Source organism: Endozoicomonas sp. G2_1 (assembly GCF_017744155.1).
GTDB lineage: Bacteria > Pseudomonadota > Gammaproteobacteria > Enterobacterales > Alteromonadaceae > JAGHQT01.
This window is the reverse complement of the sequence record NZ_JAGHQT010000013.1, coordinates 1-22612: the sequence shown is the minus strand read 5'-3', so window position 1 is coordinate 22612 and position 22612 is coordinate 1. Positions and strand designations below refer to the sequence as shown.

Below are 22612 nucleotides of genomic sequence, written 5' to 3'. Positions count from 1 at the left end.
TGTTTGTTTTATATAACGAACAATCATTTTGTTATTGTTGTATTAAAATTGCAAAAAAATTGCGAGATAATTTTTTGATATAACTAATTTGAGCACAAGCAATGACTTATCCGATTGAAAATTATTTTGAACAGACTAGCCCACTTATTTTTGGCTGCATGGGGCTTGGTGGCGATTGGCAAACCAAAGATTATGGCTCCGCTGAAATTGCACAAGCCCATCAAGCAATCGACAGTGCTGTTGACGGTGGGATTAAGATTTTTGATCACGCCGATATTTACCGGATGGGAAAATCTGAACGAGTTTTTGCTGAGGTTTTAAAACAGCGACCAGAGCTGCGCGAGCAAATATCAATTCAGTCGAAATGCGGTATTCGCGTCGACGACCAACATGGTCCTAAACGCTATGATTTTTCGCCTACTTGGATCAAGCAATCGGTTGAAAATATCCTAACGCGATTGGGAGTAGAACAGCTCGATGCGCTTTTATTGCATCGCCCAGACCCTCTGATGGAGCCTGAACAGGTGGCGCAGGTATTCAACCAACTAACACAAGGAGGCAAGGTGAAACACTTTGGTGTTTCTAACATGACCGCGAGCCAAATGACGTTGCTGCAAGCTGAATTGGACGCGCCGTTAATCGCTAATCAGCTTGAGCTCAGTTTAAGTCATTTAACTTGGCTAGAAGAAGGGATTACCGCAGGCTGTGCTGGCTTACCAGTTGATAACTACAGTACTGGTATTGTTGAGTACTGTCGATTACACAAGGTACAGTTACAGGCATGGGGCAGTCTTTCTCAAGGAATATTTACGGGTGCAAGTACTGACGGGCAGGCAGAACATGTTAAACAAACCGCAGAGCTAGTTGCTAAGTTAGCCTCTGAATACGGCACCAGCCCAGAGGCGATTGTATTAGCTTGGCTTATGCGTCATCCAGCTAAAATCCAACCGATAATTGGCACGGTTAATCCCACGCGTATTGCAGCTTGTTGTCAGGCGACGACAGTCGAGTTAACCAGAGAACATTGGTACGCGATTTATGTTAGTGCGCGGGGCCAGCGCTTACCTTAATTGAGCTTACCAATGGGGAATATTGCGCTTTGTTATTTGTGACGGTGGCAAACACTATATATTCCGCATAAAAAAACGGCAGTCGAAGCTGCCGTTTTGCATTTTAATCTGTTTAACACTTTGCTAGGCGTTGTAACCGTATCAAGCGCTATAACTTTGGAATGTGAATTTTCTTTTCTTCAGACTGACGGTAGATAATCAAGGTTTTACCGATAACTTGTACTTTGGTTGCGCCAGTTTCACGACAAATAGCGTCGACAATTAAGCCTTTTACTTCGCGATCTTCCGTTGGAATTTTTACTTTAATTAACTCGTGGTGGTTTAGCGCGTAATCAATCTCCGCGACAACCGCCTCAGTTAAACCGTTACTACCCAATAGCACGACTGGTTTTAGCGAATGTGCCAAGCCTTTTAAGTGCTGAATTTGTTTCTTATTTAAGCTCATAAATAAATTTCGTGTTTTGTTAACTTGAATTAATGATATTTTACCCTTATCTAGCAATTAATACTATTAGATAGTCGTACTATCGATTACTCATTAAAGTAAAGGTTAAGCGCTTGAGTAAGAAAAAACACAGTGCCAGCAGTACGCGCTGGTTAAACGAGCACTTTGAAGACGAATACGTAAAAAAAGCGCAAAAGCTCGGTTTGCGTTCGCGAGCCGTGTTCAAAATTGAAGAGATCAATAACAAAGACAAATTGATCAAAGCCGGCATGAAAGTCGTAGATTTAGGTGCAGCACCAGGCGGTTGGTCTGAATACGCCGCCAAAGTTGTTGGCGACAGCGGCCAAGTGGTTGCTTGTGATATTTTGCCAATGGACCCATTGGCTGGCGTTGATTTTTTGCAAGGCGATTTTCGCGAAGAAGCGGTGTTAGACGCATTACTTGAAAAAATTGACGGTCAAAACATCGATGTTGTGATGTCTGATATGGCGGCGAATATGACCGGTAATGAAACTGCAGACTCTGCCCGTAGCATGTACTTAGTCGAATTAGCGCTCGATATGTGTCATCAAGTCTTGAAAAAGAACGGCGCCTTTGTCGTTAAAGTTTTCCAAGGTGACGGTTTTGACCAATTTATGCGCGATGTTAAAGCGGCATTTAAAGTGGTTAAAGTGCGCAAACCCGACTCTTCAAGAGCAAGGTCACGGGAAGTTTATTTAGTGGCAACGGGTTTTAAATAAACAACAAGAATTTTATTGGATAGTAAAGTTAATGCTTTGTTACCTTTTAAGTGTGAAATAACTACCAAGCGCAAGCCAAATAGTTATAATGACAATAGATTTATTTTGAATACACCATTTATGTTAAGTCGCCATTTTCCGGCGGCAAGAGGTTGTTAAGTTGAGCGATATGGCAAAAAATCTGATTTTATGGTTGGTCATTGCAGTGATATTAATGTCTGTTTTTCAGGGCTTTAATACATCTGGCGGCAGTGATCAGGAAGTGAGCTACACCCAATTTGTCACTGATTTGCGTCAAACGCAAATTAGAGAGGCAAGTGTTGATCGCAACGGTGTTATCAAAGGTGTTAAGCGCAACGGTGAATCTTTTGTCACCGTTATTCCAGGTGGTTATGATCGCGACTTAATCAACGACTTAGTTAAAAATGGTGTAAAGGCAACGGGTGAGTTACCAGAAGAAACGAGCTTTTTAACCACGGTTTTCGTTTCTTGGTTCCCAATGATTTTGCTAATCGGCGTCTGGATTTTCTTCATGCGTCAAATGCAAGGCGGTGGCGGCAAAGGCGCGATGTCTTTTGGTAAAAGTAAAGCGCGCCTGTTGAGTGAAGATCAAATTAAAACGACTTTTGCCGATGTTGCCGGTTGTGATGAAGCGAAAGAAGAAGTTGCAGAACTCGTTGATTACCTTCGCGACCCAAGCCGCTTCCAAAAGTTAGGTGGCCGCATCCCAAGTGGTGTCTTAATGGTCGGTCAGCCTGGTACTGGTAAAACGTTACTGGCAAAAGCGATTGCTGGTGAAGCTAAAGTACCATTTTTCAGTATTTCTGGTTCGGACTTTGTTGAAATGTTTGTTGGTGTTGGTGCGTCACGTGTTCGCGATATGTTCGACCAAGCGAAAAAGTCTGCCCCATGTATTATCTTTATCGATGAGATCGATGCCGTAGGTCGCCAACGTGGCGCTGGTTTAGGTGGTGGTCACGATGAGCGCGAGCAAACCTTGAACCAAATGCTCGTTGAAATGGACGGTTTTGAAGGCAACGAAGGCGTGATTGTTATTGCGGCGACTAACCGCCCAGACGTGTTAGATCCGGCCTTGTTACGTCCTGGTCGTTTTGACCGTCAAGTAACCGTTGGTTTACCTGATATTCGCGGCCGTGAGCAAATTCTTAAAGTTCACATGCGCAAAGTACCACTAGGTGACGATGTAGTGGCTTCAGTAATTGCGCGCGGTACGCCAGGTTTCTCTGGTGCCGATTTAGCAAATTTGGTTAATGAAGCAGCATTATTTGCTGCCCGTGGTGCCCGCCGTTTGGTGTCGATGGCCGAATTTGAAAAAGCGAAAGACAAAATTTTGATGGGCGCTGAGCGTAAATCAATGGTGATGGGCGAGGAAGAAAAAGAGATGACCGCTTATCACGAAGCTGGTCACGCTATTGTTGGCCGTTTAGTACCAGATCACGATCCAGTTTATAAGGTCAGTATTATTCCTCGCGGCCGTGCGCTAGGTGTTACTATGTACTTGCCTGAGCAAGACAGATTCAGCCATAGCAAACAGCATTTAGAAAGCAATATTTCATCGCTATACGGTGGTCGTATTGCCGAAGAAATTATCTACGGCGCTGACAAAGTTTCAACCGGTGCGTCAAATGATATCGAGCGCGCAACTAACATCGCTCGTAAAATGGTTACGCAGTGGGGCTTATCTGAAAAAATGGGTCCTATGTTGTACGCTGAAGAAGAAGGTGAAGTATTCTTAGGCCGCACATCTTCAAAGTCATTACATATGTCGGATGAAACTGCTCAGTTAATTGACGAAGAAATCAAAGACGTTGTTAACCGCAACTACCAGCGCGCAGAGCAAATCCTAAAAGATAACATGGATATCTTGCATGCGATGAAAGATGCCTTGATGGAGTATGAAACCATTGATGCTGGTCAAATTGACGACCTGATGGAGCGCAAAGAAAAAATTCGTCCACCAGCTGAATTTGGCAGTGGTTTTGGCAGCGGTGATTCAAATGACCAACCGCCGTCGGGCAGTGCGACTAAAGACGAGCAAAAGAGCGAGTCAAAAGACGCAGGTGAGCCGGACTTAAACAGCCCAGATGACGTTCCTGCTAAATAAGCTAGCATATGAGTAAAAAATAGAGCCCCGTAAGGGGCTTTATTGTATGTGTGCCGGTATCTTTTATTTCAACAAATTTGCGATTGTGATAACGGTAATATCATTGCGCATAACTATTACCACTGACAAAAAAATAAATGACAACAATAACAGTTAATAATAAAACCTTAGATTTATCGGTGCCGCAAGTGATGGGCATTTTGAATGTCACTCCAGACTCTTTCTCTGATGGCGGTCACTATACCCATATTGATGCGGCTTTAGCACAAGCTCAGCAAATGTTGGCTGACGGAGCCACTATTTTAGATATTGGTGGTGAGTCGACTAGGCCGGGTGCTGAAGCGGTATCTGAAGAAGTTGAACTCGAACGCGTTATTCCATTAATTCAAGCAATTCGTCAGCATTCTGATTGTTGGATATCTGTTGATACCTCAAAAGCTGCGGTGATGACCGCGGCAATAGCCGCTGGTGCTGATTTGATTAATGACGTTTGTGCCTTGCAAAATCAAGGATGCCTAGAAGCAGTTGCAGCGAGTCATTTACCGGTTTGTTTAATGCATATGCAAGGTTCACCGCGCACTATGCAACTCAACCCAGAATATGGTGATGTGGTGGTGGATGTTAAAGCGTTTTTCCAGTCGCGTATTGAGGCCTGCATCAGTGCGGGTATCGAACGAGACAGAATAATACTTGACCCTGGCTTTGGTTTTGGTAAAACTCTCGAGCAAAATTATCAAATGCTAGCGCGTATGACTGAGTTCGCTGATTTGGAACTACCGATTTTATCTGGCACATCGCGCAAATCGATGATCGGCAACTTGCTCAATCGCAATATTGATGAAAGATTGGCTGGTAGCTTAGCGACGGCGATTATTGCGGCACAAAACGGTGCCAGTATTATTCGCGTTCACGATGTTAAAGAAACCGTTGACGCGCTAGCGGTATTAGCTGCTGCTCAATAGTTATGTTGTGACTGTTTTATATACGACTACATTAAACAAGATTAAGGTGTTAGATAAATCTAGCGCTAGGAAATAGATAGGATAGGAAATGTCTTCAAGAAAATATTTTGGTACTGATGGTGTCCGCGGTTTAGTTGGCAAAACGCCAATTTGTCCTGAGTTTGTTATGCGATTAGGTTACGCTGCTGGTACTGTGTTAGCCGCGCAAGGAACCCGTAAGGTACTGATTGGTAAAGATACTCGCATTTCAGGTTACATGCTTGAGTCTGCCTTAGAAGCGGGCTTTTCAGCAGCAGGTGTCGATATCGGTTTGCTTGGACCTATGCCTACGCCGGGTATTGCTTATTTGACCAAAACTTTTCGCGCTGAAGCGGGCATCGTCATCAGTGCTTCCCATAACCCATACTACGACAATGGTATTAAGTTTTTTTCTCAAACTGGTGAAAAGCTGCCAGATGAGGTAGAACTCGCCATTGAAGCTGAACTTGATAAGCCAATGGGATGTGTTGAGTCAAAGTACTTGGGTAAAGCCACGCGCATTGAAGATGCAGCAGGACGCTACATCGAGTTTTGTAAGAGTAACTTCCCGAGCCAGTATTCATTAAGTGGTTTGCGCATTGTTGTTGATTGCGCTAATGGCGCGACTTATCACATTGCACCCAATGTATTTCGCGAGTTAGGCGCAGAAGTGATTGAAATTGCAGCTAGCCCTAATGGCACTAACATTAACGATGGCTGCGGTGCAACCTCGATGGATACCATTGCCAGCGCAGTTGTTGAACACAAAGCTGATTTAGGTATTGCGCTTGACGGTGATGGCGACCGTTTGATGATGGTTGATCACACCGGTTACGTGCTCGACGGTGATGAAATTGTCTTTATCATCGCCAATAGCGACCTAAGTGCTGGTACTATGCGTGGTGGTGTCGTTGGTACGCTAATGAGTAATATGGGGCTTGAACTTGCGCTTGCTGATATGGGTGTGCCATTTGCTCGCAGTAAAGTTGGTGACCGTTACGTGATGGAAATGCTTGGCCAAAATGGTTGGCATTTAGGTGCTGAAAATTCAGGACATATTATTAACTTAAATCACACCTCGACCGGTGATGGTATTATTGCCGCGCTAAACGTGTTAACGGCGGTTTGTCGTTCAGGCAACGACTTGTATGATTTACGTCAAGGCATGAAAAAACTTCCGCAAGTGTTAGTTAATGTTCGCTTTGCTGGTGATAGCGACCCTATTACACATGACAGCGTAGTTGGCGCCGTTCACAAAGTTAATGAAAAACTCACGGGACGCGGTCGAGTATTGCTGAGAAAATCAGGAACAGAGCCTTTAATTCGCGTGATGGTAGAAGGCCCAGATCTAGTTGAAGTCACAGATTATGCCAACGAAATTGCCGATGCGGTAAAAAAAGCGTGTAATTAGGTGATTTCTTGACCGAACAAATCAAGTTTTTTGATAAATACTTGTAACTTGTTTGTAGGTTAGTTAATATCTCGCGGCTTTCAAATAGGAATGGTTGATGACTAGAACAACAATTATTGCAGCAAACTGGAAAATGAATGGTGATTTAACTTTGGTTGACCAAATGTCAACAGCGTTAAATAATATTGAAGTTGCTGAAAATGTTAAAGTTGTTGTTTGCCCGAGTTTTCCATTTCTAGCTGCATTGACAGAAAAAATCGCGCACGATCAAGTTTACACTGGTGCGCAAAACATGAGTGAGCATGAAAAAGGTGCTTACACTGGCGAAGTCGCCAGTCAAATGTTAACTAATTTGTCAGTGCAATATGTTATTTTAGGACACTCTGAGCGCCGCAGTTATTACGGTGAAACCAGTGACCTAGTTGCTGATAAGGTTAAAGTTGCCTTAAGCGCGGGATTAACGCCTATTTTGTGTATAGGTGAGAGCGAGCAAGAAAGAACATCTGGGCAAACTGAACAAGTATTAGTGAGTCAGTTACAACCCGTTATTGATGCTATTGGTATTGATGCTTTTAAAGATGTTGTGGTCGCATACGAGCCAGTTTGGGCAATAGGTACTGGTAAAACAGCATCACCTGAAATGGCACAAGAAACCCATGCGTTTATTCGTGATTATTTTGCTCAGCATAATGAATCAGTTGCTCAGCAGTTACCGCTTTTATACGGTGGCAGCATGAATGGCGCAAATTGTGAAAATTTATTAGCGCAAGCGGATATTGACGGTGGTCTTATCGGCGGTGCAAGTTTGAAAGTTGACGAATTCCCAGTGATTTGTTCAACTGCGAAAGGAATATAACACTATGTTGTATCAAGTTTTAATTGTAATTTATTTACTTGTTGCTATTGCCTTAATTGGCTTTGTATTGATTCAGCAAGGTAAAGGTGCTGATATGGGTGCATCTTTCGGCGCTGGTTCTTCAGCAACAATTTTCGGTTCTAGTGGTTCTGGTAATTTTATGACCAAAGTAACTACTATGTTAGCGATTGCATTCTTCGTCATCAGCTTAATTTTAGGTAACTTAACCGCCAATAAAGTGAAAGCAACTGACGAGTGGAATGATTTATCATCGCCAGCAGCACAAACTGAATCAGTACCAGCTGCAAGTGCAGAGCCTGGAACAGCAAATGAAGATGTACCTGCATCTTCAGACAAAGCAGAAGATAATAACGACGTTCCAAACTAAGTTATTGACCAAATACGCGGAAGTGGTGGAATTGGTAGACACGCCATCTTGAGGGGGTGGTGGCCTTAGGCCGTGGGGGTTCAAGTCCCCCCTTCCGCACCAAATAAATTTAATGATAAACAAGAAGCCAGCTCATTCAGTGAGCTGGCTTTTTTCCTTTCTGAGCCATAACAATCCGATGGCTCAATTTTGCTCAAAGTATAAAAGTATTTTGGCTCTTAGTTGATAATCGAAGTCCTGCTATTTTTATCTAGTCAGATAATAGCGTCAACCGTTCTCCATTGTTGTTTATTATCGATCAAGTAACTACTAATAGTGTTTCCTGCCAACTTGTGACGATAAACGTTAACCAGTTCTAAGTTTTTGAATTTATTAAAAAGCCTTAAATAGCCCCAAATTTTACTAGTAAATCATTATCAATAAATTATACTGTATTTATATACAGGTGTTGGTGATGAATGATTTATTAGAACGGCTTCAACAGCAAAATTTAGTTTGGCATGCGACTGCCTCTGTGGGTAAGCCAGCGCAAGGTGTTTTCAGCAGTGGTTTTATCGAGTTGGATAAACGCCTTGACGGTGGCTTTCCACAAGGGGTTAACGAAATACAGAGTGTTTGTGGTATTGGTGAGCTAAGATTGTTGCTACCCGTATTTCAGCAGGCGATGACAGAACAGCGCTTAGTAGTCTTGATTAACCCTTTAGCCATGCTCTGCTCAGAAGCGTTAACTACTAGTGGTTTAGAGCTTGATAAGTTTTTGTTGGTTAGCCCTGAAACCGACTCAGATGCTTTATGGGCTGCAGAGCAATGTTTGCGCAGTGGTGCTTGCTATAGTTTAGTTATGTGGTCTCAGCAACCACTTGCCGTTCATCAAATTAAACGCTTACAACTGGCCTGCGAAGCTGGTAATAGTTTGCTGTTTATTTTACGAGAAAGTAAGGCTGAATCTATCGCGCTACCGCTTGATTTAAGTTTGTCGTTATCTGCCCATGAACAAGGTTTATCGGCTCGTATCAATAAACGCAAACGCGGTTGGCCGTCATCATCTTTTACCATCAATATGTCAAGTGATTGGCCGACACTAACCATCGCTAGAGCGCCTGATAATGTTATTGAATTTCCACAGATTAAGGCGGGTTAGTTGCCATGAGCCTGTGGTTATATTTACATTTTCCCACCTTGCAACTTTGCAGTATCTATCAGCGAGCTGATAACCAAGCTCAGCCATTGATTATTCTGGATAAAAAAAGTAATGAAGTTGTTCAGCTTAATCAAGCTGCGCGAGCACAGGGAATTACTCATGGTATGGGATTAGGCACCGCAGCTTCTCTTTGTCATAGTGTTAGCGTTAAAGAATACGACGAGCAAATTGAAGCGCGCTTATTAAAGCGAATCGCTCATTGGTTATACAGTAAAACTGCCGATATCTCGTTGTATTCTCCCAATGGTTTATTACTTCTAATCAGTAATATGCTGGCCTTGTATCAAGACTTAACGGAATACTGGCAAGCATTGTCACATCATTTAGATATACTCGGTGTCGATTATGATTACGCTTGCGCTTATTCTCCTTATGGCGCGAGACTTTTGGCTAGACAGAAACTTAATCAAATCAGCGATGATAAAGCTTGGCTATTCGAGCAAATTAAGCAGCAAGTGTTACAGCATGGTGATTTAAATACCAAGGTGGTTAGTCGGCTACAAAAAGTGGGGGTCACTCACTTTGCCGATTTGCTTGGCTTGCCGTTAACAGAGCTGTCAAAGCGCTTTGATGTTGAGGTAGTCAATTATATCGGTCGGATAACTGGGCAGCTTCAACACCCGATTAATTTTTATATCCCACCTGAGCGTTTTGAGGACTATCTTGAACTTTATTTTGAAATTGCCAACCAGCAGTATTTAGCTAAACCTTTGTTGAAGCAGCTACAGCTATTAGAAAAATACTTGCGATTAAAAGACAAGTTAGCAACTGAGCTCGTTTTACATTTACATCAGCGCGATTGCGATGATGTAGTGTTAACCATTAGTGCCCTACAAGGCGAATACAGGGCAGATAAATGGTTGGCGTTAATTGAGCTTAATTTAGCATCGCAAACACTTGCCGCGCCAATTATTGGTTTAACCTTAAAAGCGAAGCGCTTAGTTGATAAAAACAACCAATGCCGAGATTTTTTTTTAGGCGCTCAAGGTCAAGTGTCAGAGCAGGAATTAACGGCAACGTTAATCGCCAAATTAGGGCAAGATCGCGTTAAAGGTTTATCCCTTAAACAAGATCCTAGGCCAGAAGTTGCCAATGCTTTATGTCAGCCGTTTTCAAGTTTCTCTAATACTCAACATATTGATATATCGTCAAAAAAATTAAGGCCGACGTTGTTGTTACCCAAGCCTTTGCCATTGCAAGAATCAGTCAAAGTCATGTCGCCACCAGAGCGCATTGTCGCCGGTTGGTGGGATGATTATCAGGTGGTGCGCGACTATTTTATCGCCCGTAGTGACGATGGTCGTTGGCTGTGGCTATTTCGCGATCACAACCAGCAGTGGTTTGTTCATGGGCTTTTTAGTTAAGTCTTGATTACTCATGTATAGCGAACTTTTTTGCCAGAGTAACTTTTCTTTTTTACAGGGAGCATCACACCCAGAAGAGCTAGTGATTCAAGCCAGCTTTTTGGGTTATCGAGCAATAGCTATCACCGATGAATGCTCAGTGGCTGGAGTGGTGCGCGCGCATACGGCAATTAAGGAGCATCAGCTATCGATTAAACTGATTACTGGCAGTATGTTCTGGCTCAATAATCAGCTTCAGTTGGTATTACTATGTCCTACTCGACAAGCCTATGCTGAGCTGTGTCGAGTCATCACTAATGCTCGTCGGCGCAGTGAAAAAGGCGACTATGATCTGCAAGAGTGGGATTTAATGTCGTTAAAGCACTGTTTCATTATTTGGCTGCCAACGGGTAAAGATAGTGACGGTTATTGGGGGCACTGGTTACTTAAACATCATCAGCCTCGTCTTTGGCTTGGCGTCCAAAGACGTTTATTGAATAACGATGGCGATTATTTACAGCATTGTTTAGTGTTGGCGAAACAATTCCGTATACCCGTGACGGCTTGCGGTGGGGTTTTGCTTCACAACTCAAGCCGCTTAGTTTTGCAGCATACTTTAACGGCGATTAAACTGGGTATCCCGGTAAGTGAGCTTGGTGAACAGCGCTTACCTAATGCTGAGCGCTGTTTACGACCTTTAAATAAATTAGCCAAGCTCTTTAAACCCGGCTGGCTTAAAGAGTCATTGCGTATTGCTGAGCTGTGCCAGTTCAATTTAAATGAATTGAAATACGAATACCCTGCAGAGTTAGTGCCCAAGGGCAAAACGGCAATTGCTTACTTGCGAGAACTAGTGGCTCTGGGAGCTAAACAGCGCTTTGCTGATGGTGTAGAGCCAGATATTCAGTGCACGATTGACAAAGAACTCGATTTAATTGAAGAGCTCGATTATCCCTATTTTTTCCTGACTATTCACGATGTTGTCATGTTTGCCAAAGAGCAGGGGATTTTGTACCAAGGGCGAGGCTCTGCTGCCAACTCTATTGTTTGTTATTGCCTTGAAATTACCGCAGTTGATCCGAGAAAGATTCAAGTATTGTTTGAGCGCTTTATCAGTAAAGAGCGCGATGAACCACCCGATATCGATGTTGATTTTGAGCACGAACGCCGTGAACAAGTCATTCAATATATTTATCAAAAATATGGCCGAGAGCGCACGGCAATAGCGGCTACGGTGATTAGTTATCGACTCAAAAGTGCAATTCGCGAAGTCGGCAAAGCCTTGGGGTTAAACCTAACTCAACTTGAGTTTTTCATCAAAAACATCAATCGCCGAGACAAGGGCCTAGATTGGCAAACGCAAATTGTTGAGCTGGGGTTAGAGCCACAGTCGAGCAAAGGTCAGCAATTTATAACCTTAGTTAATGATATTAGGGGCTTTCCTCGCCATCTGTCGCAACATGTTGGCGGCTTCGTTATTTCTTCTGGCCCATTATATGAACTAGTGCCAGTAGAGAACGCCAGTATGGCTGAGCGCACAGTCATTCAGTGGGACAAAGACGACTTAGAGTCATTGGGTTTACTAAAAGTAGATGTTTTAGCTCTGGGAATGTTAAGTGCCATTCGCAAGTGTTTTACTTTGGTTGAGCAGCACTACCAGCAAACTTTGACTATTGCTGGCATTACAGCCTTGCCGGAAGATCAGCATGTTTACGGTATGATCCAAAAAGCCGATACAGTTGGCTTATTTCAAATTGAGTCGCGCGCGCAAATGAGCATGTTGCCTCGGCTTAAACCCAAAAATTATTACGATCTAGTGATTCAAATTGCCATTGTCCGACCTGGGCCTATTCAAGGTGATATGGTTCATCCGTTTTTAAAACGTCGAGACGGATTAGAAGCCATTGACTATCCCTCAGACGAAGTCAAAGAGGTCTTGTCTCGTACCTTAGGTGTTCCTATTTTTCAGGAGCAGGTAATTAAACTCGCTATGGTGGCTGCAGGTTTTACCGGTGGCGAAGCAGACCAATTACGCCGTGCCATGGCGAGTTGGAAGAAAACCGGCAAGTTACTGCAATTTAAAAATAAATTAATTAATGGTATGCAAGAGCGAGGCTACAGTGTCGCATTTGCTGAGCAAATTTTTAATCAAATTTTGGGCTTTGGCGAATATGGTTTTCCCGAAAGCCATTCTGCCTCGTTTGCGGTATTAGCGTATGTGTCGGCATGGTTAAAATATTATTATCCAGCAATTTTTTATACCTCGTTACTCAACAGTTTACCAATGGGCTTTTATTCGCCATCACAATTAATCCAAGATGCTAAACGCCACCATATAACCGTATTACCCGTTTGCATTAATCACTCAGCGTATTTACATCAAGTTGTTGATGAGCAAGGGCGTAAAGTAATTCGCTTGGGCTTTTGTTTGGTTAAAGGGGTTTCTGAACAGGCAGCAGCGACACTACTTGAACATCGACCGAAGAGTGGTTTTATCAGTGTCGAGCAAGTAAAACAGTTGCCGGTGAGTCGATATGCCATTGAGCAGCTCGCTAGCGCTAACGCCTTTGAGGTTATTGCCGGTAATCGTTATCAAACCCGTTGGCAGTTGATGAATCAAGAACATGATATTCCTCTCTTTAGAGGTAAAGCGCTTAGCGATGATACAACACCGGATCAAGCGAGCTTTAACTTTGCCCCAAACGAGTTTGAGAGCTTAGTTGAAGATTATGCCGCAACGGGGTTAAGTTTAGGTAAACACCCGATTCGCTTACTCACTGAGGCTGGCAAGCTCAGCCAGTTTACACGCATGGTAGAGCTAGTGAATAAACCGCATAAATCATTGGTTACTGTGGTAGGGGTAGTGACGGGTAAACAAGCGCCAGGTACCGCGGGTGGCGTGACTTTTATTACCTTAGAAGATGATAGCGGCAATATTAATGTCGTGGTCTGGGCAGCAACATCAAGAGCACAAAAGCAACCTTATATGACGGCAAAAATACTAAAAGTTATCGGCATACTAGAGCGAGAAGAGGAAGTCACCCATGTTATTGCGGGTAGGCTGATTGATTTGACAGACGAACTTAGCTATTTGAAAACTAAATCACGAGACTTTCACTAATGTTTAATCGCACTCGACCTAATCGGCGCAATAAACCTTATTCAATCAAAAAAGCAGGTATTAAAGACGAAAATATCGACCGACAGATTATCGCGATTCATCGCGCTATCGCCGTTAAATTATTAGCCAATCCAGATCTAGTTGAACAAATAAAAAACCGCTTAGAACAACAACGAGACGATAAAAAAATTGGTTATGGTCAATTTATTAATTGGTACAGCATTTTGGAGTTAGTTGACCAGCCTGAGGTGTTTATTAATGCGATGACTGAAGATAGTCCACAAATGAGACGACTTAGACGCAAAACACCATTTGTTGGTATTTTAAATGAACAAGAACGAGAAGCCGCGATTAACCAAGACGCAGCAGGTACTGCCGGTTCAGTGGGTGTTTTGTTTTGATCTTTTTTCTAGTGATAAGCTCGCTTTCGTGAGATTAGTTAGGCAAAAGTAATTGGTGATATCAAATTTATCGTTAACTAAGTATAATACGCGCCTTTAAATTTTCATTAGCAGAAGCTTGGGGGCTATGTGGCTGTTGAACAATTTGATCCAAATGATCAGGTAAAAAAATCACAATCTAAACAAACACTAACACAGACAACGACGCTTGATACGCCAAGCAAGGTATTGGCTGAGCAACAAGCCAGTGGCGCAGACGAGCAAGCGGGAAATTCTCGCATTGGTTTTGTCAGCCTTGGTTGCCCGTATTCGTAGAATATAATGTTTCAACCACATACTTCGTTTTCGATTAAACCTTTCCAATCTGCTTCAAACTAACAAATTTATCTAGGCCAATCACAATGTGATCTAGCACTTCTATTGCTAGTGACTCAGCTACTTCTTTAACTTTTCGCGTAATATTAATATCAGCATCACTTGGTTCAGGGTCACCCGATGGATGGTTGTGAACGAGTATTATTGCCGGTGCATTAAGAGCAATTGCTGAACGTAATATTTCAGCTGGTCTTATTGCTATGTGATTAACCATTCCTTTCGCAACCATTTCATAATTCATAACGCGATATTTGTTGGTAAAATTTACTACAATAAATTGCTCTTTTGCTTCGTATTGTAAAAATTTGAATAGGTCATATACCTTATCTGGTGCATCTAAAAGGCTGTCAGTTATAGTGCAATTCGTTTTTGAAAATCGGTATCGAATTTCGATTTCTCTAAGAATACTCACTATGTAAGATCCTTCTTTTGACCTCGGCATACTGGGCACATATGAGCCCCTAAGCAGCTAGCTCTAACGCAGCTTACTACTCCACACCTAACACAACGTCGAAGTGTTGCCCATTGGCCACAGAGCTGACATGAACCTAACCTAGCCATGATTACTTCTTCCGTTTGTTGACTATGTCTGTGATAGCTTCATCTAATTCACCAGACGAAACAGCCTGAATAACAGTATCGATGACTTCTAGGAGTTTGCTTTTATCCTCAACTGCGATTGCGTATTTCTTTCGTTGAAGCTCTATGGGTACCGAGCCATACCTGATTTCAAGATATAGTTGCCCTTTAATTTTGTTAAACCAAGGTTTAACTTTTCGGGGAATACGAGCTTTTTTCTTTTCTCCAGTTTTAGGATCATCAACCCATTTCTCACGGTAAGCAGTAAACACCTCATTTTCAATATAGCAACGAGCGACTTCTCTTTGCTCTTCAAGGCGTTCAAGTAACTTGCGTTGTCTTTGTTGGATTGGATCGTGACGATCAAATATTGGACGTTCTGTAATATTAAGTTTGCTTAAAAGTGATGGCATATATTTACTCCAATGTTCAACTTTTAAGCAAACTTTATAGTCGGCTGGACGATGAGGACAACCGATTTAGGTTGATTCTTTTTTCACCTTATATCTACTTTCTAAGGTTACGAAAACAGAGTTCGATAGCGTTATTAACTCTTTACTTCGGGACTCTAAACAAGGGATAGATGGATCCCTAATAGCTTCAGAACGTTCACGTAAAGCAAAGTACAGATTCAACAATACTTGGGTACTAGCTTGACGTTTTTTAGCTTTTAGTACGCTGAAATAATTAGGTGCACGGCCTAGGTACTGCTGTGAGAATTCATACGCATTTAGGCATAAGTCTCGCGTTTTGAGTCTTTTATAAATATCAATCAGTTCCATTGTAAATTTTCCTTCTGGGGTTAGTCTCCCCAGCAAATTAATAACTAACTGTTATTTATCGAATAAGCGGACTTTTTATGTTTGTTTTATGAAAAAGCTATATGGAGAAATAGCCTCTTGTCACTTAAGTAAAAATAGTTATTTTTTGGAACTGGATAAAACCCTATAAGACAGCTCTTTTTCAATAATTCTGATAAATAAAAATATCGCTTGTTTGGACAATGGAGGTTAGATGATAACTAAAGAGTTAAAGGCTATTAAACGCCTAGAAATCGTTTCTACTGAAACATACTGTATGAATCCGTTGAGAGAAAAGTTAATAGGTTATTTTCTGAGTTATGATATCCCTTGGACTCATGCGTTTACTGGCACATTCAAGCGAAAGATATACAGTAAATCAAAAGCTGAAAGGCCATGCTTAACTTTTGCTAATAACATCAATCAATGTTTCGGCTACGAAACAAAAAGGCGAGTTTATAAAAAGCATAAACATACAAGGTTACCTAATATTTCTGTAATAGAAGGCGATGGAACTGATACACATATCCACTGTCATTTTTTGCTTTGCTTACCACCAGATATACCATTTCTATATTTATTCTGGCTAGTAACAAGAGCGTGGTTAAAAACAGGAAATGCAACAATTCAACACAATCATTTCGAGCCTATTTATAATCTGCATGGTTGGGTAGATTACATAACGAAGGAAGTCTCTAGTAAGCAGTGTGATGCTATAGACTTTCGTTCCACTCATCTATGGTAAATCGATGCAAAGACGAATGATGCAGTAGCTTCAATCACTACTGTAGACCGAACGCTGGCATTGAATATTTGAGTTAACAGGTAGTAATCTCACTACTTGTTGTCGGAGACGTGGCTTTTAATCAGTCAAATCAATATGTAATCGAATAAGAACGAAGCAAGTTAATAAGTCTTCAAAGACTGTAAGGCGATGCTTGAGAGCCGTTACAGTCTTTACAAGACACTCGACTGACAGCGTATGCTGTTAGACGAGCCATAGTAAGTTAATTATCGTCTTTAAGGCTATCCCAGTAATCGCTATCTAGTTTTTTAATTTCAATTACTTGTTCAACTTGCATTCCAAGATTGTAATCATATATGTACTTGGCTAGTTCTAAACCATCGATGAGCACTAGTGTAGTAGCACCGTTTAAGTTACTTGCATACTCATGAGCGCCTTTAGTATACGATGATGTGGTGATGAATATGCCTTTATTAGATTGAGCAACAGCTAACGCACCGACAAAATTTTGAATTGCTTCTCGACCGACAGTATTGTCTTTTTTATAGCGTTTAGCTTGAATATGGATTCTGCCTAAGCCCAAAACATCTTCTTTAATGATTCCATCTATACCACCATCATTAGAAGCACTTGTGACAGTACCAGCATCTCTAACTTGACCGCCATACCCCATTTTTTCTAAAAGTTTGACGACTAAGTGCTCAAACTCATAAGGCGACTTGCTAATTATGGTATCGAGAATGTCATCATAAACCTTACGGCGAATATCTGAATAAGACTGATATAGTTGCTCTTGTGGAGTTAACTCATTTTCGTTATCTGTGACTTGTTCGCCTTTTATCGCAGTGTTCTTTTTCTTGCTCGCTTCTTTTAATTTCGTTTTTACAAACTCTTCAAATGCTTCTGGCTCAGAAATAGCCTTTAGTCCATCATCGTTGATTTTGTAATAACCACGTTTCGGTTTATCAACTAACCCAGCTGCGTTTACCTCACTAAGAGCCCACGACAGGCGATCATAGAAAACATAACCATTGCCAGATTCATACATCAGAGATATTTCTTCTTCTGATAGACTGAAATGTTTAGCTAATGGACGTTCGAAGTCTTTCAAACGAACCACATCCTGCTTCGCAAGGTATTGCAAAGCAGGCAATCTAATTTCGTCATACTTAGGGATTGTCATTAACTTAATCACTCCTAAGACATCACAGCCCAGAGAATACGGTAACAATATTTGACTACTTCATGTTCATCCTTATCAGGATTTAATTTTCCATGGACGAGCATATTTCTAACTTGATAGATTATTTCAAAAATACCCGCAAAAAGGTTTTGATGGTTGCTCGTGACATATATTTGATCTAGTTTTGTAACAGTATCAATATCATTAGCGTGCACACTCCCATCTTGATTGATTCGGGGGTTTTCTATAAGTTTTGTCGTATTTTCTTTATCTGAATAATTAACAACAGCATTTAACATCGAGCACTTATTTATTCTTTCAGGTTTAAGCTCTGCACGTTCTAAAGCGTAATGTAATAGTTCAAGATCTGTCCTGAACGAGATTCCATCTTTACCTGAATTACTTAAATAAGTTATAAATTTTCCATAAAGATGGTTGCGGCCTGATGTATCTTCTTTTAGTTTGTTTATGAAGTCACGATCAGATGCTTTAGCATCTCCTGCATGATTATCATGTAGATCTGAATAGTGAGACATATACCAAGAATTGCATGCTAACCAAAGGGATATGAAAGGTGAAAAGTAATCTATTGCAGATCTCTCCATCCATTCTTTCTTATAATCAGGCATTAAGCTCTCCTTGCTTATTCTCTATATAGTTTAGTGAGTTTGACTCCGATTCGCTTACTAATATTTCAATACTCTTAAGTGTCAAACTAATAAGTTCTTTGGCTTTATTTCTGCTAGAAATACAGTCTTGAATTAGCTTTTTAATTTTATTTTGAATTGCATTATCAATAATAGGAATTTTTATTTTTTCTAATTCATCTTTGTTGATTGCTGTAAGGATGGTCCCACTGCATCCTTTTTTTAATTGCATTTGTCCGGGTAAAGACTTAAAAAACACAAGTAATGTTTCGCTATTAATTATCGACGAATCAATAACATAAAAACCAGTTGAGCAGACAGAGTTACTGTATTTAGAATCAACAATAGCTATGCTTTCTAATGAGCCCTCTACTGACGATAAAATTACATTACCTTTTTTAATCTTCCGTCTTGCACGAGAAGGTAAATTCTCCCCGATAGTTTGAGTTGAGGATTCAATTAGTCCGCTTTCATTTATATTAGATAACTCAATGTAGTTATAATTTGTTTGATCTTCAGGGGTATAGTTGCTGTCATAGATGTTTATAACTGTTTTAGCTGTTTTGCAGCCGTTAGTATAACTTTCCAGTTCTTTTATCAACTCTTTGTATTTAGGTTGATAATAATCAGCATCAATTCTTCCGCTTTCAGCTAATCCATTAAAGCTGCCTATAAACGTTAAATCATGTTTGGGTTTATAAGAATACAGATTAAGCTCTTTTAATAAAGTTTCTTGAGCTTCGTTAAACAAAGAGTTTGCATCTTTACTTAATGCAAATGAAATCTCTATTAAATCTTGTATTTTCTGTTGGAAAGTTCGAGAGGGGGTTAATACTTTAATATCTTTCAAGTCAGATAGGTTTAAGCCCTCTTGAATAGCACCTCTTTTACCTCTCAATGAAAAAAGTTTACCTGTTGGACTATTCAAATAGGCCAAAAGGTAGAAAGGGTTTAGTTCTTTACATCTTAAGAGGGTACTTTTACAGCTAAAAATTGACTTTGTATCATCCTCCAAAAATATCGCTGCCTTTCCCAGTGTGCCGACTACAGTAAGCAGTAAATCCTTTGGTTTGAGATGAAATGTAGTTAAAGACTCATAGAGCTCTTCAGGTATTAATGCTGGCTCATAATCTTTGACTCTAAACTGCGTTATATCTTTATTTCTTATGTAACGATAGTTAGATTCATCGACATACATATCTGTAGTTACAGTCGAGCCAAATGGCCCTACTACAAAATCTACTAAGTTTTCTAGTTTGTCATGTGGCTTTTGATTCAATACTTCAATCTTATTAAGAATTTCTTCTCGATAATATTCAGCATCAATTCTAAACTCTTTGTTAAGTTCACTAAATTTTATACTAGATATTTGCATTATTACTCTCCACTCCAAAAAGAGAGTTTTTGTTCTTTCGCCCAAGTAACAAATGCTTCAGCTATACCATCTGATAATTCACCATCATGATTGTGAAGATCATGGTTAACTATCAGGTGTCCATTTTTGTCTAGCTTCAATTTGCCATTGCTATCTTGAGAATAAATATACGAACCTGAATTATCTTTACCTGACTTTTCTGATACACCAAAAAATATCGGATAATCATCGACTTTAGGACAAAGCTCATCATGCCACTTTTGTATAAACAATACGCTTGTTTTGGTACCTGTATGGGGTTTGAATGTGTTTACGTGAAGACCTACAACCCCAAGAATTCTTCCATGTTCAGCTATAAATTCTCTTAGAGCTTTATCTTGAAGGTTATTAAATCGACCTTGAGGTAAAACAATAGCTAATCTTCCCCCAGGTTTAACAAAATCTAAGTTTCTTTCAATAAAAAGAATATCCCTACCAACTTTAGATTGAGCTTTACCATTAGCCTTAAAACCTAATTCGTATTGATGCAGAATTCGGCTTTCCTTAATATCGCCAGCAAAAGGAGGGTTAGCCATTAATAAATCAAAGTTGAATTGTTTGTTTTCTTCATCAACGGCAAGTTTATTAAGTCTCTCATAGCCTTTGCCGTATGTTTGAATCCACTTCTTGTCATGCTCTGTTTTATCCGACCAACGATCGAAATCTAAGGTATTAAGATGAAGAACATTAGTTTCGCCATCGCCAGCAATTAAGTTCAATGTTCGAGCAACACGCACTGTTTTTTCGTCAAAGTCGATACCAAATATTTTAAGTACGTTTTCTTTTTCTTCTTCTGGTATATCAACATTGGAAAATAAACGTCCTGTCAGCTTAAATATGGTATGCACTGGAAAGCCACAGCTACCCGAGGCAGTATCAATCATATATTCACCGCGCTTCGGGTTTAGCATTTGTACACACATGTCGATTACGTGGCGGGGAGTAAAGTATTGACCTTTTTCACCTTTAGAAGATTTGTTAACAAGGTATTCAAATGCTTCATCAACTACTAGTAAGTTAGAATTAAATAATTTGACATCTTGTAATGAAGATACGCAAACAGAAAGGTGGCTATCCGATAATTCAAAAGTTGCTCCATCTGGAAAAACACCAGTCCATTGCTCTTTTGCTTTATCGAACAACTTTTGAATTTTAGTTTTTAGCTCAGACTCTGTTTGACCTGTATTTCTAAACTCCATCAGTCTAAACTTTTTGTCGTTCAAATTACCTAAGCACTTTTTCAGTTCTTCATAGTCTGCTCTTTCTTCGTCATCTAAGTTTTGATCGATATGGTATTCAATAATGCTTTTATCTTTTTTGCTACCAAACTCATCAAATAGCTTTGTAAAAATTAGCTTGAAAACTTCTTCGAAAACATCAACACCTGCGTTTGCTAGTACTTCGTCTTCCATTTCAAGAATAATATCTTTGAGTGACTTTCGTTCATTGGCAATCTTGTCTCGAACGATTAAATCTCTTAGTGTAAAACGTTCGCTAAGTACATCTTTTAGGGTTTGATCAGCATTTGGTATGTGGGTGATATCTTCAAAGTAATTCGGATCTTTACGATTGTATTGAGATATTTTTTCACCATTAGTCCAAACACCTATTGGAGCACCTGTAGCGTTACAGTATGAACGAAGCTGGTTCTTACCATCTTTTAATTTGGGTTTTTTAAGCTCGACAACAATATATGGAGCTTCTACTCTGTCTTTGTCGAAAACAACTATATCAGCACTTTTCTTTTCTCGACCGAAGCTAACCTGATATTCGAAGTTAATTCTCTTCTTTGAGTACCCGTAGTCTTTAATGAGTTGTTTTGCATAAAGCTGCCTTACAACTTCTTCAGGCTTTAGCTGAATATCTTTATCTCTAACAATGCATTTGATAAAAACAGCCTTTTTGCCTCTGACTTCTTTTTCAAAAGCATTTTCACGAAGCTCATTAATATATTCTTCAGGAAATAATGAAAGGTTGTAATTTGAATCTTTTAGTATTCTTTGTAAGATGTCTTCGGTCATAATTGTTTCCATTTTGGCACGTTATTCTAGTTGGCTAATCGCCAGACTTGCCTTGTGATTGCTTCTCTATCCATATATCAATTTCATGCTGTCTAAATCTCCATGAACTACCAACACGAAAAGCTGGTAGTTCACCGCTTGATGCTAGCCGATAAATTGTTCTCTCATTAACTTTGAGATACTCGGCGACTTCTTTGACTGTCAAGATATCATTTGTCATGATTGATATGTCGAAATTTTACATTGCTGTACATTCTTGCGCATTAGAGTGCTACAAGCAACGGGTTATTTAGAGGTAGTAGTGATTTCATTAAAAAATGCTCTAGACTGGACAAAATCCGATCGTATAAAGGTAAAAAGAGATAGGTCAAAACACTTCAACGGCTTTGTCTGGCCCTTCCTATGTTTTAGAGCGTTGCAGATGAGCAATTTTTATGCTCAGTATTCATATTTTAGGCATCAGTTCGACGACTCAGAAAAAGTTATCGATAGAAAACAAACAAAGTATGAACTGAAAAAATTAGACAAGCTCTATCCCAAGCTGTCTGATGTTTATGATTTCTGGGATTTTATTCATATTCACAGGTCAGAAAAGCATTTAACACAAGCTGAAATGTTTAATACTTGGTTGTATGTGCACCTGTAGTGGCATAGTGAATTTGGCCACCTAATTAGAGATGTTATTATTCATCTCAGAACTATTTAGGTGAGACAAATGGCAAAGAAGAAAAAACCGAATTACGCCCCTGAGTTTAAATTAGAAACTG

At 40.3% G+C, this 22612-nt stretch carries 22 protein-coding genes and 1 tRNA gene; 15 read left to right on the top strand and 8 right to left on the bottom strand.

Going from position 1 to position 22612, the window contains the following annotated elements; genetic code table 11:
* Nucleotides 1-101: 101 nt before the first annotated feature.
* Entirely contained in the window at nt 102-1070 is a 969-nt protein-coding gene (locus tag J7384_RS13840; RefSeq protein ID WP_209115005.1) for an aldo/keto reductase, read from the top strand.
* 148 nt (nt 1071-1218) lie between these two features.
* Here J7384_RS13840 and yhbY read toward each other — a convergent pair whose 3' ends face one another.
* Nucleotides 1219-1515: a ribosome assembly RNA-binding protein YhbY gene (gene yhbY, locus J7384_RS13835; protein WP_209115003.1), complete on the bottom strand. Its 297-nt coding sequence runs from the start codon at nt 1513-1515 to the stop codon at nt 1219-1221.
* Nucleotides 1516-1628: 113 nt separating this feature from the next.
* Between yhbY and rlmE the strand changes: the two genes are divergently transcribed.
* The 12 genes from rlmE (at nt 1629) to J7384_RS13775 (ending at nt 14396) form a co-directional block, all read left to right on the top strand.
* Nucleotides 1629-2255 (top strand): 23S rRNA (uridine(2552)-2'-O)-methyltransferase RlmE, encoded by a 627-nt coding sequence (rlmE, locus tag J7384_RS13830; RefSeq protein ID WP_209115002.1) that lies wholly within the window; start codon nt 1629-1631, stop codon nt 2253-2255.
* Between the two features lie 169 nt (nt 2256-2424).
* Nucleotides 2425-4380 carry an ATP-dependent zinc metalloprotease FtsH gene (gene ftsH / locus J7384_RS13825; protein WP_209115000.1) on the top strand — a complete coding sequence of 652 codons (1956 nt, stop codon included), beginning with the start codon at nt 2425-2427 and terminating at the stop codon, nt 4378-4380.
* Nucleotides 4381-4517: 137 nt separating this feature from the next.
* Entirely contained in the window at nt 4518-5342 is an 825-nt protein-coding gene (folP, locus tag J7384_RS13820; protein ID WP_247741799.1) for a dihydropteroate synthase, read from the top strand.
* Between the two features lie 88 nt (nt 5343-5430).
* Nucleotides 5431-6771 carry a phosphoglucosamine mutase gene (gene glmM / locus J7384_RS13815; RefSeq protein WP_209114999.1) on the top strand — a complete coding sequence of 447 codons (1341 nt, stop codon included), beginning with the start codon at nt 5431-5433 and terminating at the stop codon, nt 6769-6771.
* Between the two features lie 97 nt (nt 6772-6868).
* Nucleotides 6869-7627, top strand: coding sequence for a triose-phosphate isomerase (gene tpiA / locus J7384_RS13810; protein WP_209114997.1), 759 nt, complete (start codon nt 6869-6871; stop codon nt 7625-7627).
* A gap of 4 nt (nt 7628-7631) precedes the next feature.
* Complete coding sequence (gene secG, locus J7384_RS13805) at nt 7632-8015, top strand: preprotein translocase subunit SecG (RefSeq protein WP_348523875.1); 384 nt, start codon at nt 7632-7634, stop codon at nt 8013-8015.
* Between the two features lie 16 nt (nt 8016-8031).
* Nucleotides 8032-8117, top strand: a tRNA-Leu gene (locus J7384_RS13800).
* Nucleotides 8118-8469: 352 nt separating this feature from the next.
* Nucleotides 8470-9156, top strand: a complete 687-nt coding sequence (imuA, locus tag J7384_RS13795; protein WP_209114996.1) for a translesion DNA synthesis-associated protein ImuA — start codon at nt 8470-8472, stop codon at nt 9154-9156.
* Between the two features lie 5 nt (nt 9157-9161).
* Nucleotides 9162-10580 carry a DNA polymerase Y family protein gene (locus tag J7384_RS13790; RefSeq protein ID WP_209114994.1) on the top strand — a complete coding sequence of 473 codons (1419 nt, stop codon included), beginning with the start codon at nt 9162-9164 and terminating at the stop codon, nt 10578-10580.
* 13 nt (nt 10581-10593) lie between these two features.
* Entirely contained in the window at nt 10594-13680 is a 3087-nt protein-coding gene (locus J7384_RS13785) for an error-prone DNA polymerase (RefSeq protein WP_209114992.1), read from the top strand.
* Nucleotides 13680-14081: a hypothetical protein gene (locus tag J7384_RS13780; protein ID WP_209114990.1), complete on the top strand. Its 402-nt coding sequence runs from the start codon at nt 13680-13682 to the stop codon at nt 14079-14081. The genes J7384_RS13785 and J7384_RS13780 overlap by 1 nt, the downstream gene beginning before the upstream one ends.
* Nucleotides 14082-14210: 129 nt before the next feature.
* Complete coding sequence (locus tag J7384_RS13775; protein WP_209114989.1) at nt 14211-14396, top strand: hypothetical protein; 186 nt, start codon at nt 14211-14213, stop codon at nt 14394-14396.
* A 34-nt stretch (nt 14397-14430) separates the two neighbouring features.
* Here the strand turns inward: J7384_RS13775 and J7384_RS13770 are convergent, their stop codons facing one another.
* Nucleotides 14431-14868, bottom strand: a complete 438-nt coding sequence (locus J7384_RS13770) for a JAB domain-containing protein (protein WP_209114988.1) — start codon at nt 14866-14868, stop codon at nt 14431-14433.
* A gap of 151 nt (nt 14869-15019) precedes the next feature.
* The gene (locus J7384_RS13765) at nt 15020-15448 is read right to left on the bottom strand and encodes a DUF6641 family protein (RefSeq protein ID WP_209114987.1); all 429 of its coding nucleotides are present in this window, start codon (nt 15446-15448) and stop codon (nt 15020-15022) included.
* A 601-nt stretch (nt 15449-16049) separates the two neighbouring features.
* Between J7384_RS13765 and J7384_RS13760 the strand changes: the two genes are divergently transcribed.
* Complete coding sequence (locus J7384_RS13760; RefSeq protein WP_209114986.1) at nt 16050-16580, top strand: hypothetical protein; 531 nt, start codon at nt 16050-16052, stop codon at nt 16578-16580.
* Nucleotides 16581-16842: 262 nt separating this feature from the next.
* On the opposite strand, the gene J7384_RS13755 is transcribed toward J7384_RS13760, so the two are convergent.
* Genes J7384_RS13755 through J7384_RS13735 form a run of 5 tightly spaced genes read right to left on the bottom strand, consistent with a single transcriptional unit; the run spans nt 16843 to nt 22065 of the window.
* Complete coding sequence (locus J7384_RS13755) at nt 16843-17763, bottom strand: restriction endonuclease (RefSeq protein ID WP_209114985.1); 921 nt, start codon at nt 17761-17763, stop codon at nt 16843-16845.
* 14 nt (nt 17764-17777) lie between these two features.
* Nucleotides 17778-18392, bottom strand: coding sequence for a hypothetical protein (locus tag J7384_RS13750; protein WP_209114984.1), 615 nt, complete (start codon nt 18390-18392; stop codon nt 17778-17780).
* Nucleotides 18385-19785 carry a restriction endonuclease subunit S gene (locus J7384_RS13745; RefSeq protein ID WP_209114983.1) on the bottom strand — a complete coding sequence of 467 codons (1401 nt, stop codon included), beginning with the start codon at nt 19783-19785 and terminating at the stop codon, nt 18385-18387. The genes J7384_RS13750 and J7384_RS13745 overlap by 8 nt, the downstream gene beginning before the upstream one ends.
* A 2-nt stretch (nt 19786-19787) precedes the next feature.
* The gene (locus tag J7384_RS13740; protein WP_209114982.1) at nt 19788-21845 is read right to left on the bottom strand and encodes an N-6 DNA methylase; all 2058 of its coding nucleotides are present in this window, start codon (nt 21843-21845) and stop codon (nt 19788-19790) included.
* Nucleotides 21846-21879: 34 nt separating this feature from the next.
* On the bottom strand, nt 21880-22065 hold the full coding sequence (locus tag J7384_RS13735; RefSeq protein WP_209114981.1) for a helix-turn-helix domain-containing protein: 186 nt from the start codon (nt 22063-22065) through the stop codon (nt 21880-21882).
* A 201-nt stretch (nt 22066-22266) separates the two neighbouring features.
* Here J7384_RS13735 and J7384_RS13730 point away from each other — a divergent pair, with 201 nt between their 5' ends.
* Entirely contained in the window at nt 22267-22491 is a 225-nt protein-coding gene (locus tag J7384_RS13730) for a hypothetical protein (RefSeq protein ID WP_209114980.1), read from the top strand.
* Nucleotides 22492-22612: the final 121 nt, after the last annotated feature.